9 protein-coding genes are annotated in these 17,698 nt (G+C 70.8%); 7 read left to right on the forward strand and 2 right to left on the reverse strand.

What is annotated here, in order from left to right:
• Nucleotides 1-17: 17 nt before the first annotated feature.
• Nucleotides 18-1,262, forward strand: coding sequence for an FAD-dependent oxidoreductase (locus tag ABZ840_RS23405; RefSeq protein WP_361562046.1), 1,245 nt, complete (start codon nt 18-20; stop codon nt 1,260-1,262).
• Nucleotides 1,259-2,140, forward strand: a complete 882-nt coding sequence (folP, locus tag ABZ840_RS23410) for a dihydropteroate synthase (protein ID WP_361562047.1) — start codon at nt 1,259-1,261, stop codon at nt 2,138-2,140. Before ABZ840_RS23405 ends, folP begins: the two co-directional genes overlap by 4 nt.
• 109 nt (nt 2,141-2,249) lie before the next feature.
• Here folP and purU read toward each other — a convergent pair whose 3' ends face one another.
• A complete protein-coding gene (gene purU, locus ABZ840_RS23415) occupies nt 2,250-3,122 on the reverse strand; it encodes a formyltetrahydrofolate deformylase (protein ID WP_361562048.1) in 873 nt (290 codons plus the stop codon).
• Nucleotides 3,123-3,386: 264 nt separating this feature from the next.
• On the opposite strand from purU, the gene ABZ840_RS23420 reads away from it, so the two are divergent.
• From ABZ840_RS23420 to ABZ840_RS23440, 5 genes are all read left to right on the forward strand, one after another.
• Nucleotides 3,387-5,888, forward strand: a complete 2,502-nt coding sequence (locus tag ABZ840_RS23420; RefSeq protein ID WP_361562049.1) for an FAD-dependent oxidoreductase — start codon at nt 3,387-3,389, stop codon at nt 5,886-5,888.
• A complete protein-coding gene (locus ABZ840_RS23425; RefSeq protein WP_361562050.1) occupies nt 5,869-6,723 on the forward strand; it encodes a bifunctional methylenetetrahydrofolate dehydrogenase/methenyltetrahydrofolate cyclohydrolase in 855 nt (284 codons plus the stop codon). The genes ABZ840_RS23420 and ABZ840_RS23425 overlap by 20 nt, the downstream gene beginning before the upstream one ends.
• Before the next feature lie 82 nt (nt 6,724-6,805).
• Complete coding sequence (locus ABZ840_RS23430) at nt 6,806-7,930, forward strand: aromatic ring-hydroxylating dioxygenase subunit alpha (RefSeq protein ID WP_361562051.1); 1,125 nt, start codon at nt 6,806-6,808, stop codon at nt 7,928-7,930.
• A 729-nt stretch (nt 7,931-8,659) separates the two neighbouring features.
• Nucleotides 8,660-15,322 carry an amino acid adenylation domain-containing protein gene (locus ABZ840_RS23435; RefSeq protein ID WP_361562052.1) on the forward strand — a complete coding sequence of 2,221 codons (6,663 nt, stop codon included), beginning with the start codon at nt 8,660-8,662 and terminating at the stop codon, nt 15,320-15,322.
• A 58-nt stretch (nt 15,323-15,380) separates the two neighbouring features.
• Nucleotides 15,381-15,812, forward strand: a complete 432-nt coding sequence (locus tag ABZ840_RS23440) for an ester cyclase (RefSeq protein WP_361562053.1) — start codon at nt 15,381-15,383, stop codon at nt 15,810-15,812.
• 71 nt (nt 15,813-15,883) lie between these two features.
• Here ABZ840_RS23440 and ABZ840_RS23445 read toward each other — a convergent pair whose 3' ends face one another.
• Entirely contained in the window at nt 15,884-17,446 is a 1,563-nt protein-coding gene (locus ABZ840_RS23445; RefSeq protein WP_361562054.1) for an MFS transporter, read from the reverse strand.
• Between the last annotated feature and the right edge of the window lie 252 nt (nt 17,447-17,698).

Consider the following 17,698-nt stretch of genomic DNA (forward strand, 5'->3'; position numbering starts at 1 on the left):
CCCGCCGGAGGTGCGGCATGAAGTCCGTGGCCGTCGTCGGCGCCTCGCTCGCCGGACTCTCCGCCGCCCGCTCGCTGCGCAATCAGGGCTATGACGGACGCCTCGTCCTCATCGGCGAGGAAACCCACCGCCCGTACGACAGACCGCCGTTGTCGAAGGAGTTCCTCACCGGGAAGGTCGACGAGGCCGAACTCGCCCTGGAAATGGACGACGAGGACCTCGGAGCCGAGTGGATACTCGGGGCCCGGGCCACCGGCCTGGACACGCGGGAGCGCGCGATACGCCTCGCCGACGGCAGGGACGTACGCGCGGACGGCGTCGTGATCGCCACGGGGGCCGCCGCGCGGACCCTGCCCGGCAGCGAAGGGCTGGCCGGCGTGCACGTGCTGCGCACCCTCGACGACGCCCGGGGCCTCCGCGACGACCTCGTACGCGGCGGTCGGCTGGTCGTGATCGGCGGCGGTTTCGTCGGCGCCGAAGTGGCCTCGACCGCCGCCGTCATGGGGCTGGACGTCACCTTCGTCGTGGCCGGGCCGGCACCGCTCGCCGGTCCGCTCGGGCCGGAGATGGCAACGGCCGTCGCCGCGCTCCACACCGACCACGGGGTGCGCCTGCTGTGCGGCACCGAGGTGCGCGGAGTGACCGGCGCCGCGCCGGCCCCGGCGGTGGTGCCCCTGGGCCTGCGGGACCGGGAGGCGCCCGCCGGAGAGGGCCGCCGGGCGCGGGTGACGGCGGTGCTGCTCGACGACGGCCGCAGCATCCCCGCCGACATCGTCGTCGCGGGCATCGGCGCGACACCGTGCACCGACTGGCTCGCCGGGTCCGGTGTCGCGCTCGACAACGGGGTGCGCTGCGGCGCCGACGGCATCACCAGTGTGCCGGGCGTCGTCGCGGCCGGTGACTGCGCGGCCTGGTACGACCCGTCCCTCGCGGCCCACCGCCGGATCGAGCACTGGACCGGCGCCAAGGAGCGCCCCGCGGTGGCCGCGGCCGCGCTGCTGTCCGGCGGCACCGCCCCGCTCGGTCCGCTCCGCCCGCCCTACTTCTGGTCCGATCAGTACGGCGTGCGGATCCAGTTCGCCGGGCACGCCGCGTCGGCCGACAGCGTCACCGTCGAGGACGGCAGCCCGGCCGACCGCGGCTTCCTCGCGGTCTACCGGCGCGCCGGGGAGCCGGTCGCCGTCCTGGGCGTGGACCGCACCAAGCTGTTCACCCGCCGGCGCCGGCAGCTCGCCACCGCGGCGCGGGGCGGCACCGCATGAGCACCGCGACCCGGCCGGGCCCCGGAGCCCCCGCGCTGTACCCGGACGGGCTGCCCCGGCCCGGCCGGGCCCTGGTCATGGGCATCGTGAACGTCACGCCCGACTCGTTCTCCGACGGCGGGCGGTGGTACGCACCGGAGCGGGCCGTCGCCCACGGCCTCGCGCTGCTGGCGGAGGGCGCGGACATCCTCGACGTGGGCGGCGAGTCGACCCGGCCCGGCGCCGCGCGTCCGCCGGCCGAGGAGGAGCTGCGGCGGGTACTGCCGGTGGTCCGCGAACTGGCCGCCGCCGGGGCGACGGTCAGTGTCGACACCATGCGGGCCGAGGTCGCCGCTCGTGCCGTCGAGGCCGGCGCACGGCTGGTCAACGACGTTTCGGGCGGTCTCGCCGACCCCGCGATGCTGCCGCTGGTGGCGCGCGCCGGGGTGCCGTACGTGGCGATGCACTGGCGCGGGCATTCCGACGGCATGCAGGCCCACGCGGGCTACGACGATGTCGCCGCCGATGTGGCCGACGAGTTGCGGCTGCGCGTCGAAGCGGCCCTGCGCGCCGGGATCGCGCCGGACCGCCTCGTCCTCGACCCGGGGCTGGGGTTCGCCAAGACCCCCGAGCACAACTGGCAGTTGCTGGGCCGCCTCCGGGAAGTGGTCGCGCTCGGGTATCCGGTCCTGGTGGGCGCGGCCCGCAAGTCCTTCCTGGGGGAGCTGCTGGCGGATCCGGCGACGGGCCTGCCCCGGCCGCCGCACCAGCGGGACGCGGCCACCTCCGCGGTGACCGTCCTGGCCGCCACGCAGGGCGCCTGGTGCGTGCGCGTGCACGACGTGGCCTCGACGGCCGACGCGGTACGCGTGGCCGCCCGCTGGGGGCTCGAAGCGTAGGGCGCGACGGTACTGCCGGAATCACCTGCGCGGAATCACCTGGGCTCCGGCCGGCGCGAGCGCGCCGGCCGGAGCCGCTGTGCGGGCTTCCCCGGGGCGGGGCGGCCGGTCAGCGCAGGACGACCGTGCGGCTGCCGTTGACCATGATCCGGCTCTCGGTGTGCCACTTCACCGCGCGCGCGAGGACCTGCGCCTCGACGTCGCGGCCGAGGGTGACCAGGTTGTCGGGGCCCTGCGAGTGGTCCACGCGGACGACGTCCTGCTCGATGATGGGCCCCTCGTCGAGGTCCGGGGTGACGTAGTGCGCCGTGGCACCGACGAGCTTGACGCCGCGCTCGTGCGCCTGGGCGTACGGCCGCGCACCCTTGAAGCTCGGCAAGAACGAGTGATGGATGTTGATCGCCCGGCCTTCGAGCTGCTTGCACAGGTCGTTGGAGAGGATCTGCATGTAGCGGGCGAGGACCACCAGATCGACGTCGAGTTCGTCGACGAGCTCCAGCAGCCGCGCCTCCGCCTCGGGCTTCGTATCCCGCGTCACGGGGATGTGGTGGAACGGAATCCCGTGGCTCTCCGCGAGGGGCTCGAAGTCGCGGTGGTTGGAGACGATCGCCGGTACTTCGATGTTGAGCGCGCCGGTGGTGCGCCGGAACAGCAGGTCGTTCAGGCAGTGCCCGAACTTGGACACCATGATCAGCGTACGGGTCGGGGTCGACGCCTCGTAGAGGTTCCAGGAGATCCGGTACGCCTCGGCCACGGGGGCGAAGCCGGAGCGCAGATCGTCCAGCGACGTGCCCGGATCCGGGATGTCGAAGCGCATGCGCAGGAAGAAGCGGTCCTGGAGCCGGTCGTCGAACTGCTGGCTTTCCTGGATGTTCCCGGAGTGCTGGACGACGAAGCCGGTGACGGCGTGGACGAGGCCGGAGCGGTCGGGGCACGAGACGGTGAGGACGTACTCGCGCTCGGGCTGCGGTCGAGGGGACATCGGGCCTCCAAGTAGAAGCGCAATACGCAACAGCGTGTTTGATACGCAACATGGTCCGGGCGTGGCCGCCTGCGGTCAAGCCCCCGTTCCGACCTTGCCCACCTGGGAGTTGGGGTGCCGCTCCAGCCGCCGACGGCCGCTTCAACTCGCTTGCGGAGTACCGGGGATCACCTCTTGACAGCGCTCCGGACGGACTGCACTGTGTGTTGCGCAACCCGATGCGCGTTGCGTATAAAGCAACTTCTTGAGGGGAGGGTGGTGGCGATGGCGGGACCGCGCGTGGTCATCGTCGGTGCGGGTGTCGTGGGGGCGGCACTGGCCGATGAGCTGTCCGTCCGGGGCTGGACCGAGGTGACGGTGGTCGACCAGGGGCCTCTGCCGGCCACCGGCGGGTCCTCGTCGCACGCTCCGGGCCTGGTCTTCCAGACGAATGCCTCGAAGGCGCTGACCGAGATGGCCCGCTACACCGTGGAGAAGTTCTCCGCGCTGGAGGTGGCAGGGGAGTCGTGCTTCCTTCAGGTCGGCGGCCTTGAGGTAGCCACGTCCCCCGAGCGCCTCGGCGAACTGCAGCGCCGGCACGGCTGGCTCGCCTCCTGGGGCATCGAATCCCGGCTGGTGGACCCCGACGAGTGCGTCGAGCTGCACCCACTGGTGGCCCGCGAGCGGGTCCTGGGCGGGCTGCTGATCCCGACCGACGGCCTGGCGAAGGCGGTACCGGCGGTCGAGGCGCAGCTCAAGGCGGCCGAGGACCGCGGAGTGCGGCTCCTGGGCGGGCACGAGGTCCTGGACATCCGGACCGAGGACGACGGCGCCGGTGGCGACCGGGTGACCGCGGTGGTCACCGACCACGGCGAGATCGCCGCGGACATCGTGGTGTGCTGCGCCGGCATCTGGGGTCCGAAGGTCGCCCGCATGGTGGGCATGGACCTCCCCCTGACCCCGCTCGCCCACCAGCTCGCCTGGACGGGCCCCGTACCGGCCCTGGCGGGCCAGGACGAGGAGGCCGTACGCCCGATCCTGCGCCACCAGGACGCCGACCTCTATTACCGGGACCGCTTCGACCGGCTGGGCATCGGCTACTACGGTCACCGCGCGATGCCGGTCTCGGCCGACGACATCCTCCCGGTGGACGAGGCCGAGGAAATGCCCTCCGTCCTGCGCTTCACCCCCGACGACTTCGCCCCTGCCTGGGCCGAGACGCAGTCACTGCTCCCGGCGACGCGGGAGGCCAAGGTCGAGGAGGGCATCAACGGACTCTTCTCCTTCACCACCGACGGGATGCCGCTGCTGGGCGAGTCGCCGCGGGTGAAGGGCTTCTGGGTGGCGGAAGCGGTGTGGGTGACCCACTCCGCGGGCGTGGGCCGGGCCGTCGCCGAGTGGCTGGTGGACGGGTACTGCTCGTCGTTCGATCTGCACGAGTGCGACGTCAACCGTTTTGAACCCCACCAGCTGGCCCCGGAGTACGTCCTGGCGCGGGACTGCCGGAACTTCGACGAGGTCTACGACATCCTCCACCCCCTCCAGCCGGCTGGTGCGCCACGACCCCTGCGCACCAGCCCCTTCCACCCCCGCCAGCAGGAGCTCGGCGCGTACTTCCTCGAAGCGACGGGCTATGAGCGGCCCCAGTGGTACGCGGCCAACGAGCACCTGCTGGCGGGGCGGGAGATCCCCACACCCAACGACTGGGCAGCCCGCCACTGGTCGCCGATCGTGGGCGCCGAGGCCCAGGCGACCCGCGAGAGCGTCGCCCTGTACGACATGACCGCACTGAAGCGACTGGAGGTCACCGGGCGCGGCGCCGCGGCGTTCCTCCAGGGCCTGACGACGGGGAACGTCGACAAGTCGGTGGGCTCGGTCACGTACACCCTGCTGCTCGACGTGGACGGCGGCATCCGCAGCGACGTGACGGTCGCGCGGCTGGGCCGGGACCGCTTCCAGATCGGCGCGAACGGCGCGCTGGACCAGGACTGGTTCACCCGGCACCTGCCTGCGGACGGATCGGTGGCGGTGCGCGACATCACCGCAGGCACCTGCTGCATCGGCCTGTGGGGGCCGAAGGCCCGGAACGTACTCCAGCCGCTGACCGACCAGGACTTCTCCAACGACGGTCTGCGCTTCTTCCGCGCGAAGGAGGCGTACATCGGCTCCGTCCCCGTCACCGCGATGCGGCTGTCCTACGTCGGCGAGCCGGGCTGGGAGCTGTACACCACCGCCGACATGGGCCTGAAGCTCTGGGACACGCTCTGGGAGGCGGCACGGCCGTACGGCGGCATCGCGGCCGGCCGGGGCGCCTTCAACAGCCTGCGGCTGGAGAAGGGTTACCGGTCCTTCGGCACCGACATGACCTACGAACACGACCCGTACGAGGCCGGCGTCGGCTTCGCGGTCCGCATGGACAAGGGCGACTTCCTCGGCCGCGAAGCCCTGGAGCGCCGCGCCGCCGCCGTCACCCGCCGCCTCACCTGCCTGACCATCGACGACCCCACCGCCGTGGTCATGGGCAAGGAACCGGTCCACGACGGCGACCGCCCGGTCGGCTACGTCACCAGCGCCGCGTACGGATACACGATCGGCAAGGGCATCGCCTACGCCTGGCTGCCCGCGGAATTGGCCACGCCAGGACGCACCCTGCACATCGGCTACTTCGACCGGGACATCCCGGCGGTCGTCGCCGAGGAGCCGCTGTTCGACCCGAAGATGCAGCGCCTTCGTGGCCAGGCCGTGTCCATCCAAGAAGGGGAGAAGAATGAGCGCCACCATCCTTGACGGGCGCCGCACCGCGGCCGCCCTCCGCACGGAACTCACCGGCCGCGTCGCGGCGTTGGCCGAGCGCGGCGTCGTCCCCGGCCTCGGGACGGTACTGGTCGGTGACGACCCCGGCAGCCACGCGTACGTCGGCGGCAAACACCGCGACTGCGCCCAGGTCGGGATCGCCTCGATCCGCCGCGAACTGCCGGCCGACGCGACGCAGGAGCAGGTGGAGCACGTCATCGACGAGCTCAACGCCGACCCGGCGTGCACCGGTTACATCGTCCAGCTGCCCCTGCCGCGCGGGCTCGACGCCAACGCCGTACTGGAGCGGATGGACCCGGCGAAGGACGCCGACGGACTGCACCCGGTCAGCCTGGGCAGACTGGTCCTCGGCGTCGACAGCCCGCTGCCCTGCACCCCGCGCGGCATCGTCGAACTGCTGCGCCGCCACGACGTCCCGCTCGCCGGTGCCCGGGTCTGCGTGATCGGCCGCGGTGTCACGGTCGGCCGGCCCATCGGCCTGCTGCTCACCCGCAGGTCGGAGAACGCCACGGTGACCCTCTGCCACACCGGCACCAAGGGCCTGCCCTGGCACGTCCGCGAGGCGGACATCGTCGTCGCGGCGGCCGGCTCGCCGAGCCTGATCACCCCGGACATGGTCCGGCCGGGCGCCGCCGTCCTCGACGTCGGCATCACCCGCACCGACGAGGGCCTGCTCGGCGACGTGCATCCGGACGTGGCCAAGGTCGCCGGATGGGTCGCCCCGATGCCCGGCGGCGTCGGCCCCATGACGCGGGCGATGCTGCTCGCCAATGTCGTCGAGGCAGCCGAACGCGCCGCCGGAATCTGACCGGACCGGCGCTCCGCCGCGTCCGTCGTCCCCGCTCCACCTCCCCCTTCCCTCTTCACGGCACTTCTCCTCGAGGTGAACCATGACTACGACCGGACTTCCGGAGAGCCTGATCGCGACTCTCCCCGGTGATGACTACACGGACCCGGAGATCTTCCGCCTGGAGCAGGAACACATCTTTGAGTCGATGTGGTTCTGCGCGGCCCGCTCCGCTGACCTGGCCAAGCCCGGTGCGTTCAAGACCGTCGACGTCGGGCGCGAGAGCGTCCTGCTGACCCGGTCCCGCGACCACTCCGTCCGCGCCTTCTTCAACGTGTGCCGGCACCGTGGCGCGAAGCTGTGCACGGAGGAGTCGGGCGAGGTGAAGCGGGCTTTCCAGTGCCCGTACCACGCCTGGACCTACGACCTGAACGGCAAGCTCGTCGCTGCCCCGAACCTGACGAAGATGCCGGACATCGGCCGCACCGAATTCGGTCTGGCGCCCATCGCGGTGCGCGAGTGGCTGGGCTACGTATGGGTGTGCCTGGCCGAGAACCCGCCCTCGTTCGAGGAGTCGGTGATCCAGGACGTGGTGGCGCGGCTGGGCGACGCCGAGTCGATCAGCGCGTACGACGTCGAGAACCTGGAACTCGGCAAGCGGATCGTCTACGACGTGCGGGCGAACTGGAAGCTCATCATCGAGAACTTCATGGAGTGCTACCACTGCGCGACGATCCACCCGGAACTGACCGAGGTGCTGCCGGAGTTCGCCGACGGCTTCGCCGCGCAGTACTACGTGGGCCACGGCGCGGAGTTCGGGGAGGACGTCCAGGGGTTCACCGTCGACGGCTCGGAGGGCCTGGACCGCATTCCGGGGGTCTCCGGGGACCAGGACCGCCGGTACTACGCGATCACGGTGCGGCCGCAGGTGTTCATCAACCTGGTCCCCGACCACGTGATCTTCCACCGGATGTATCCGATGGCGGCCGACCGTACGATCGTGGAGTGCGACTGGCTGTACCTGCCGCACGTCGTGGAGTCCGGCAAGGACGTCAGCCGCTCCGTCGAGCTCTTCGACCGGGTCAACCGGCAGGACTTCGACGCCTGCGAACGCTGCCAGCCGGCGATGAGCTCCCGCCTGTACGCCAAGGGCGGCGTCCTGGTGCCGAGCGAACACCACATCGGCGAATTCCACGCCTGGGTCCGCGGCCGCCTCGGCCTCGCCTGACCCGGAAGCTCCCGAACAGCACACCTCGCCCCGGTGCCGGGCGGCGAGCGGCGAGACATCCGCGAGCCGCCCGGCACCGGCGTGTGCGAGGACATCGACGAGGGCGTTGTGCCGAGGGGCGACTGCGCCCATCAGCTTCGTGGCGTGAGTTCGCCGCCCGGAGGGTGATGGCTGCCGCTGTTCTGTTGTAGCTGGTCACAGCGTGAGGACTGCAGCGGAGTGGGTGGTGTTCCCGGGGATACGTACTGCGCCTGGTGTGGTGCAGGGCATCCAGTGAAACTCATGTTCCCTGTACAGGTGTTGAGGGGTTGGGGTACAAGTAAACAAACTCCCGACTTGAATGAGGTCAGGCTGGTGGAAGCGCAGCGGGGCATTGCGTCAGGGACAGGACCCGTAACGGAACGGGAGCTCGCGGAGGCTCTGGGGCGGCGGTTGGCCGAGGCGCGATGCGGTGGGATCTGCGTGATTCAGCAGTCTCTCGGCGATGGGCCGACGGTGTTCGTCGAGTGCGCCCAAGAGCCGGCGAGCGTGCCCCCTGTCTCGGTGGCCGGCGTGCTGCGCACCGCACTGACCGAAGAGTTTCGGTCACCCCCTGAAGAGATCGTCTGTGTGGGGCTGTCGAGCTTGCCGCGTTCGCCGGACGGCGAGCCGGTGGCTCATGACGCTCTCCAGCTCTACCGACGCGGAGCGTTGGACGTACTGCACGTGGAACGCCGCACGGAGGATGTGGTGGCCCCGGAGGATGAGCCGGCGGGGGACCTCTTCGGCTCCTCCACGTTGTTCGAGTCCGCCGTTCTCTTCGAAGAGGGAGGACAGGCGGAGCAGGCTGTCGGGCTCGGCAACGGCGAGGACGGCGAGCCGCTTTCCATCGAGCTGATGCGTCAGGACATCGCGGAGATACTGGACGAGCCACTCGACAGGATCCCTGACGACGCCGACCTCACCGCACTCGGGCTCGACTCCATCATGATCATGACATTGGTCAACCGGTGGCAGGCGGACGGTGAGGGTGTCACGTTCGGCGAACTGTTCGCGCGCCCGGTTCTGAAGGACTGGTGGGCCGCGGTGGCCTCCGCGCGAGAAGCCGGGCAGGCCGGCGCGGAGCAGGGCCTGAGGGCGGAGGAGATATCCGTCCCGAGCGGGACGGAGCCGTTCGATCTGGCCCTGATGCAGCACGCGTACTGGATCGGCCGCGGTGACGAGCAGGTACTGGGTGGCGTCGCCGCACACTTCTACAATGAGTTCACCGGACGCGACGTGCGGCCCGACCGCCTGGAACAGGCTGTCCGTGCCCTCACGCAGCGCCATGCGATGCTGCGGGCGCACTTCACCGACGACGGCCGGCAATGGATCGCCGAGCAGAGCGCTTGGCCCGGCCTGACAATCCATGACCTGCGGGAACACGGCACGGAAGAGGCCGAGGAGCGATTGGCGCGGTTGCGCGCGGAGCTCTCGGGCCGACGCCTGGCGGTCGAACGCGGCGAGGTCTTCGACGTCCAGCTCTCGCTGCTCCCGGATGGTGCCACCCGGGTGCACGTCAGTGTCGACATGCTCGTGGCGGACGCGCTGAGCTTCCGCATCGTCCTGGCCGATCTCGCGTCGCTCTACGACACACCGCATGCATCGCTGCCTCCCATCGACTACAGCTACCCGCAATACCTGGCGCACCGCACGCGTCGCCGCGAGCGCGGCCGCCAGACTGACAGAACGTACTGGCAGGAGCGTCTGCCGGAGCTTCCCGGCGGCCCGGAACTCCCGCTGGCAGTGGACCCGGAGCGGCTCACACGGCGGTCACCGAGCCGTCGTCACCACTGGCTCAGCGGCCCCGAGCGGGATCGGCTCGCGGCGCGCGCCAGGTCGCACGGTGTGACGCTTTCCACGGTGTTCGCCACCGCCTTCGCCGAAGTGCTGGCGGCATGGAGCTCCCGCAAGCACTTCGTACTCAACCTGCCGCTCTTCGACAGGGAAGCGGTGCACCCGGATGTCTTCCGGCTCAGTGGGGACTTCACCAATCTTCTGCTGCTCGAAGTCGACCTCAGCGAGGCGGGCACCTTTCTGGACCGGGCGCGGCAGCTGCAGGGCCGGCTGCAGGCCGACATGGCGCACACCGAATACTCCGGCGTCGACGTACTGCGGGATCTGACCCGGGCCAACAACGGCGATCCGGTGTACGCGCCAGTGGTGTTCACCAGTGGGCTCAGCTTGGGGGAGCTGTTCAGCGAGGAGGTGCGCCGATGTTTCGGTGCACCTTCCTGGATGATCTCGCAAGGACCGCAAGTATGGCTGGATCACCAGGTCACCGAGCATGACGGTGGACTGCTGCTCAATTGGGACGCGGAACAGGAGTTGTTCGGCGAAGGTGTTCTGGACGCCATGTTCGGCGCCTACCGCCGGATCATCGAGTGGCTCGGCGGCCCCGATGACGACTGGGGCCGACAGCTGCCCGACCCGCTGCCGGACGACCAGCGTGCCGTACGCGCCGTCCGCAACGACACGCGCGCCCCGGGCAGTGGCTCGCTCCTGCACGAGGAGTTCTTCCACCAGGCCGCCGTGGCGCCCGGCCGTCCGGCGCTGCTGTGGGGAGACGACGAGCAGCAGACCTACGATGAACTGGCCGAGCGGGCGCTGCGGGTCGCGGGAGCACTGCGGGCGGGCGGTGTCGTACCGGGAGACACCGTGGCCGTCACCCTGCCCAAGGGGCCAGGACAGGTCGCCGCCGCCCTGGGCGTACTGGCCGCCGGTGCCGCGTACGTCCCGATCGGGACCGACCAGCCGTCGTCCCGCAGAGCAAAAATCTACCGACGGGCCGGCGTCCGGACCGTCCTGACCGACAAGGACGAGCGCGAGGAACCGACTTGGCCCGAGGGCCTCGAGCCACTCCTGCTCGACGAGGCACTGCGGGCCGGCCCGCTCGCGGAGCCGGTGACGGTGGACACGGACGCGGTGGCCTACATCATCTTCACGTCCGGTTCGACGGGCGAGCCCAAGGGGGTGATGGTAAGTCACTCGGCGGCCGTCAACACCGTGGAGGATCTCAACGGGCGCTTCGAGGTGGGACCGGAGGACCGGGTGCTGGCGGTGTCGGCGCTGGACTTCGACCTGTCGGTGTACGACATCTTCGGGTTGCTGTCGGCCGGCGGTTCCCTCGTCCTCGTCTCGGAGGACGAGCGACGCGATGCCCTGAGCTGGGCCGGTCTCGTGCGGCACAAGGGGGTGACGGTGTGGCAGTCCGTACCGGCGCTGCTGGACATGCTCCTCATCGCGGCGGAGGAGAGCGGACAGCGCTTGCCGCTACGTGTCGCCCTGCTCGGCGGCGACTGGGTCACGGTGGACCTCTGGGACCGCTTGCGCACGTGGGCGCCCGACAGTCGGCTCGCCGGCCTCGGAGGCACAACCGAGGCCGCCATCCACTCCACGGTGTGCGAGGTGACCGGCATCCCCGAGCACTGGCGCTCCGTGCCGTACGGGGCGCCGCTCGCCAATGTCACCTGCCGTGTGGTGGATGAGCTGGGGCGGGATTGTCCCGACTGGGTGCCGGGTGAGTTGTGGATCGGTGGTGCGGGGGTCGCGCTGGGGTATTGCGGGGATGCGGAGCGGACGGCGCGGCAGTTCGTGGAGTTCGAGGGGGTGCGGTGGTATCGGACCGGGGATCTGGGTCGGTACTGGCCGGACGGCACGTTGGAGTTTCTGGGGCGGGCGGATCATCAGGTGAAGGTGCGCGGGCACCGGATCGAGCTGGGCGAGGTGGAGACCGCATTCGACCAGCAGCCCGATGTCGCCCGGGCGGTGGTCCTGGTGACCGGCGGCACCTCGCCGCAGCTGGCCGCGGCCGTGCAGCCCGCACGGCGCGCACCGGACCCGGACGAGCTGCGCGACCGGCTCGTCGGGAGCCTCCCCTCGTACATGATCCCGGAGCGGATCCTGATACTCGAACAGCTGCCGCTGAACGCCAACGGGAAGATCGACCGCAGGCGGATATCGGCCCTGCTGGACGCCTCGCGCACCGGCGGCACGCCGGGTGAACCGCCGCGGGCCGGAGCCGAGCAGCAGGTGGCCGAGGTCTGGAAGGAGCTCCTGGGCGTCGACCGGGTCACGCGTGACGACGGCTTCTTTGCCCTGGGCGGTGACAGCCTGCTCGCCACCAGGGCGGCGGGGCGGCTGCGCGCCGCGGGCCTGTCCGGGGTGGAGCTCCGGACGCTGCTCTCCCGTCCGGTGCTCAAGGACTTCGCAGCCTCCCTGAGCACGAACACGGCAGCGGAAGCCCCGGCCGCCACGATCGTCGAGGACCTTGAGGGCCGTTACGAGCCGTTCCCGCTGACCGACGTGCAGCGGGCGTACTGGTTCGGCAGGACGGAGGACTTCGCCCTCGGCGGAGTGGCGTCCCACTGGTACTGGGAGTTCGAGGACGACGACCTCGACGTGCGCCGGCTGGAGAATGCCTGGAACCGTGTGGTGGCACGACACGAGATGCTGCGGGCGGTGTTCGGTGAGGACGGAACACAACGCATCCTGCCCGCCGTCCCCGAGTACCGCATCGACGTCACCGACGTGTCCGCGGGGGAGCGGGAGGCAGCCCTCACGAGGATGCGCGACAGCCTCTCCCACCAAGTGCTCGACTCGACGCGCTGGCCGCTCTTCGACATCCGGGCGGTCCGGGTGGCAGGCGGGCCGACCCGCATCGCGTTCAGCCTCGACCTGCTCGTGCTGGACGCGCTGAGCATCATGATCGTCTTCTCTGAGCTGGGGACCCTCTACCGGGACCCCGGCGCCGAGCCGGCGCCGCTGACCCTGTCGTTCCGGGACTACCTGCTGAACGTCCGGCCGGATGCGGAGCGCCGCGAGGCCGACCGGCTCTACTGGCGTGAGCGCGCCGCCCAGCTGCCGCCCGCGCCCGAGCTTCCGCTGCGCACCGACCCCGAGCAGGTCAAAGCGCCGCGCTTCACACGGCGCGAGGCCGTCGTCCCCGCGGAGCAGTGGGAGAAGATCCGAGGCAAGGCGCGCGCCCACGGCCTGACGCCGGCGGCCCTGTTGGCCACCTGCTACGCCGAGGTGCTGGGCCGGTGGTCCAGCCGGGCGGACGTGACCTTGAACCTCACCCTCTTCGACCGGCAGGAGGCACACCCGGAGATCCGGTCCGTCGTCGGTGACTTCACCTCATTGCTGTTGGCCGGGTACCGGCCGCGACGCGGTGAGTCGCTGCTGGAACGCGCTCGCAGGTTCCAGGACGGCCTGTGGCAGGACCTCGACCACGGTACGGTCTCGGCGATCGAGGTGCTGCGGGACATGGCACGGTCGGACGACCGGGCCACGGGGACGATGCCGGTGGTGTTCACCAGCGCGCTCGGCGTGGGCGCGGAGCTGGCGGCGCCGCCGTTCGCGGAGCAGGTCTGGGGCCTCTCCCAGACGCCGCAGGTGTGGTTGGACTACCAGGTCATGGACTTCGCGGGCGGCATCCGGTTCAACTGGGACGCCGTGGAGGAACTGTTCGCGGAGGGCATGCTGGATGCGATGTTCGACGCCCACCGTGAGCTGGTGCTCTCCCTCGCCGACGCGGACTGGGCCCGGCCGCTGCCGGACGCGCTGCCCGCTGCCCAGCACAGCGTCCGGACGGAGGCCAACGCGACCACGGGCGAGGTGCGGCGGGCGACGCTGCACCAGGCGTTCTTCGCACGCGCCGAGTCCGCTCCCGAGGCACCCGCACTGATCTGCGGTGACGGCACGACCTGGTCCTACGGCCGGCTCGCGGATCGGGCGCTGCGGGTGGCAGGCCACCTGACCGCGTCCGGTGTCCGGCCGGGTGACGCGGTGGCGATCCGCCTGCCGAAGGGCCCCGGCCAGATCGCGGCTGTCCTAGGGGTTCTCGCGGCCGGTGGCGTGTACGTCCCGATCGGAGTCGACCAGCCGGAGCGCCGCGCGGAGCGCATCCTCGCCCGGGCGGACGTCTCCGTCGTGCTCACCGAGGCGTTGCTGGACGAGGCGTTGGGTGCGGAGCCGCTGGCGGAGCCGGTGGGGGTGGACGCGGACGGGTTGGCGTACATCATCTTCACGTCCGGTTCGACCGGGGAGCCGAAGGGGGTGATGGTAAGTCACGCGGCGGCGGTGAACACGCTGGAGGATGTGAACGCGCGGTTCGAGGTGGGTCCGGAGGACCGGGTGCTGGCGGTGTCGGCGCTGGACTTCGACCTGTCGGTGTACGACGTCTTCGGGCTGCTGTCGGCAGGCGGTTCCCTCGTCCTCATCGAGGAGGGCGAACGCAGGGAGGCCCGGCGCTGGGCGGAACTGGTACGACGCCGGGACGTCACGGTCTGGAACACCGTGCCCGCGCTGCTGGACATGCTGCTCGTCGCGGCGGCCGACGGCCCGCCGCTGACCTCCCTGGACGTGGCGCTGGTCTCCGGTGACTGGGTCGGCCTCGACCTGCGCGGCCGGCTCGCGCGGGAGGCTCCCGGCTGCCGCCTCGTTGCGCTGGGTGGGGCCACGGAAGCCGCGGTGTGGTCGAACTTCTTCGTGGTCGGCCAGGTCGACCCCGGCTGGTCCGCCATTCCGTACGGCAGGCCCCTCACCAACCAGCGCTTCCGTGTGGTGGATGAGCTGGGGCGGGATTGTCCTGACTGGGTGCCGGGTGAGTTGTGGATCGGTGGTGCGGGGGTCGCGCTGGGGTATTGCGGTGATGCGGAGCGGACGGCGCGGCAGTTCGTGGAGTTCGAGGGGGTGCGGTGGTATCGGACCGGGGATCTGGGTCGGTACTGGCCGGACGGCACGTTGGAGTTTCTGGGGCGGGCGGATCATCAGGTGAAGGTGCGCGGGCACCGGATCGAGCTGGGCGAGGTGGAGACCGCACTCACCGCTCACCCGGACATCGCCCAGTGCGTGGTCTCGACCGTCGGGGAACCGGCGGTCGGACTCGCCGCGATCGTGGTGCCCGAGCCGGGCCGGCCGGCACCTGCCGGCGGGCCGGCCCCGGACGGATGGCGTGCCTGGCTCGCGGACCGGCTGCCGGGCTACATGGTCCCCGAGCTGCTGGTCGAGGCGGCCGCGCTTCCCCTGACCGCGAACGGCAAGGTCGACCGTGCCGAGGTCGTCCGGCAGCTGCGCGGTGCGCGCCCGCAGGAGCGGACCCTCGAAGCCCCGCGGGGGGAGACGGAGCTGACCCTCGCGGCGGAGTGGCGGGAGCTGCTGGGCGTCGACCGGCTGGGCCGGGACCAGAGCTTCTTCGTCCTCGGCGGGGACAGCCTGCTCGCGACCCGGCTCGTCGAGTCTGTCCGTAAGTCCTTTGGCGTGGTGGTGACGCTGCGCGAGTTCCTCGCGGCACCGACCGTGCGGCAGCTCGCCGAGCTGATCGTGTCCCGACGTCCGTCGGCATCGGAGCCGATGGACGAAGGCAGCATCTGACGGGGCGGGGTAAGGTATGTGTACGCGTACACGAACGTCAGGCTGTGAGGAGACGCGCATGAGTGCGGAGCAGAACAGGTCGCTCTACAAGAAATGGATCGACGAGCTCTGGCACGCCGATCCGGAGAAGATGGACGATCTTGCGGAGCAGCTCGCGGCCCCGGATTTCGTTGCCCACTGGCCGGGCGAGGACGTGTCCGGTCCCGTTCAGCTGGCAGAAATGGTCCGCCGTGGAGTCTCGCTCTTTTCCGAGGTCCGCGTCGACGTCGTCGTCGGTCCGCTCGCGGAAAACGACCTGGTGTCCGGCAGGTGGATTTTCCGGGGAAAGTACAACGGTGAACTTCCTGGCTCGCCGGCCGCCGTGGGAACCGAGGTCTCCTTCGCGGGTATGGATATCTTCCGCTGTCGTGACGGAAAGTTCACCGAGTATTGGGTGAGTTCCGACGGGCTCCAGTTCATGGAGCAGCTGGGATTTACGCCGAAACCCTGACGGTTCGGCGGCACGCAGGAAAGGGGCCCCGGGTTCGCGAACCCGGGGCCCCTCTCGTCATGGCGGGCGAGTCAGTCCTCCTGGGGTGCCGGGGCACCCGCGGAGAGGGTGGCGGGCCCGGTGCGGAGGGTGCCCGCGGCGATCACGGCCGAGCACACCGCGAGTACCACGCTTCCCCAGGCCACTGCGGTCAGCCCATGGGTGAAGGCGTCCTGCAGGGCGCGGAACGGGACGCCGGGCACGGTCTCCAGGCGACCCGCCGAGACGGCGTGAATGATTCCTTCGGCGCGCTCGGTACCGACGTGTGCCGCCGACAGCGGCCCCTCCAGGGCGCTACGGACCTGCGTGGCCAGCACGGTTCCGAGCGCCGCGACGCCCACCACGATGCCCAGCGGACGCACGCTGTTGGCGAGGCCGCTGGCCAGCCCGGCACGCTCGACGGGGACCGCGCCGAGGGCCGCCGCCATGACGGGGGCCTGGACGACCCCGCCCCCCGCGCCCAGGACCACCAGGGCAGGTGCGAGGAGCAGCCAGCTGCTGTCCGTTTCCAGCATGGTCAGGGGGAGCAGGCCGACGGCCGTGACCGCGCTGCCGATCGCCGTCACGGTCGCCGTACCGAACTTCTTCAGCAGCTTGGCCCCCATGGGGGCCGTCACCATGAACGGCAGGATGATGGGCAGTAGGGCGGACCCCGCCTGCAATGCGGAGTAGCCGCGCACCTGCTGGAACCAGATGGCCAGGAACATCATGAGACCGAAGAACGACGCCACGATGGTGAAGAGCGTGAGCAGCGCGCCGCTGTAGGCGGGGGCGCGCAGGAGGCTCAGGTCGAGCAGGGGATGGCGACCGCGCCGCTCGGCCACGACGAACAGTACGAGCAGAAGGATGCCGGCGACGAGGCAGCCGAGGGTCGTCGTGCCGGCCCAGCCGTGGTCCGGTGCCGCGATCACCGCGTACGTCACCGCGATCAGACCGGCGGCGGAAAGGAGCAGGCCCGCGGGGTCCAGCGGCCGGTCGGCGGACCGGTGGCCGTCGGGCAGGCCGCGGGAGCCGGCCACGACCGCCAGGCACAGCGGCAGGTTGATCAGGAAGGCCCAGCGCCAGCCGGCCGAGTCGACGAGCACTCCGCCCAGGAGCGGGCCGACGACGAACGACAAGGACGCCACGGTGGTGTAGAGGCCCAGCGCGCGGGCCCGGGCCTGGCCGGGAAAGCCGGCCGTCAGCTGGGCCAGCCCCGCGGAGGTCAGGACGGCCGCGGAGATTCCCTGCGCGGCACGCGCAACGATCAGCACCTCCGGCCCCTGCGAAACGGCGATCACGGTGGAGGTCAGGGCGAAGGCGAGTACGCCGAGGACGAACATCCTGCGGTGCCCCCAGCGGTCGGCCAGCACGCCGGCGGTCAGCAGGAAGGCCCCGTACAGCAGGCTGTAGGCATCCACGACCCACTGGAGTCCGGCCAGGGAGATCGTCAGGTCGGTCCCGATGTGCGGCAGCGCCACATTGACGATGGTGGTGTCGATTCCGGAGATTCCCGCTGCGGCCGCGACGACGATCAGCAGCCGTTTTTGAGCCTGTGTCCAGCGTTCTGGTTGCGCTGCCGCCTCGCGATGGTCAGTCGTCGGGCTTTCCGTCATCAGCGCGTTCCTCGTCTCCTCGAAGCGGATCATGTATACGCGTAATCAAACCAGGTGCCGCTCTACCACGGAAGAGGGTTGTGGCTGAAGTTGACCGGGTGTTAGCTTCTAGCCCGTCCGGATTGATCAGTAGGTGGCGTACGACGTTTCTGCTGCGCGCCGCGCCTTTGACCAGGCGCATGACCGGTGTCCGCAGTTGGTTGTCGACGGGGGAGCGCGTTCTTTGCGTGCCGGCCCCTCTTTCAGGAGGAC

The organism is Streptomyces sp. NPDC047117, assembly GCF_040643545.1.
Lineage (GTDB): Bacteria > Actinomycetota > Actinomycetes > Streptomycetales > Streptomycetaceae > Streptomyces.

Excerpts from the sequence above, each read along its gene's own strand:
- ABZ840_RS23405 (WP_361562046.1), top strand. The coding sequence starts at position 18 with ATGAAGTCCGTGGCCGTCGTCGGCGCCTCGCTCGCCGGACTCTCCGCC.
- folP (WP_361562047.1), top strand. The coding sequence starts at position 1,259 with ATGAGCACCGCGACCCGGCCGGGCCCCGGAGCCCCCGCGCTGTACCCG.
- purU (WP_361562048.1), bottom strand. The coding sequence starts at position 3,122 with ATGTCCCCTCGACCGCAGCCCGAGCGCGAGTACGTCCTCACCGTCTCG.
- ABZ840_RS23420 (WP_361562049.1), top strand. The coding sequence starts at position 3,387 with ATGGCGGGACCGCGCGTGGTCATCGTCGGTGCGGGTGTCGTGGGGGCG.
- ABZ840_RS23425 (WP_361562050.1), top strand. The coding sequence starts at position 5,869 with ATGAGCGCCACCATCCTTGACGGGCGCCGCACCGCGGCCGCCCTCCGC.
- ABZ840_RS23430 (WP_361562051.1), top strand. The coding sequence starts at position 6,806 with ATGACTACGACCGGACTTCCGGAGAGCCTGATCGCGACTCTCCCCGGT.
- ABZ840_RS23440 (WP_361562053.1), top strand. The coding sequence starts at position 15,381 with ATGAGTGCGGAGCAGAACAGGTCGCTCTACAAGAAATGGATCGACGAG.
- ABZ840_RS23445 (WP_361562054.1), bottom strand. The coding sequence starts at position 17,446 with ATGACGGAAAGCCCGACGACTGACCATCGCGAGGCGGCAGCGCAACCA.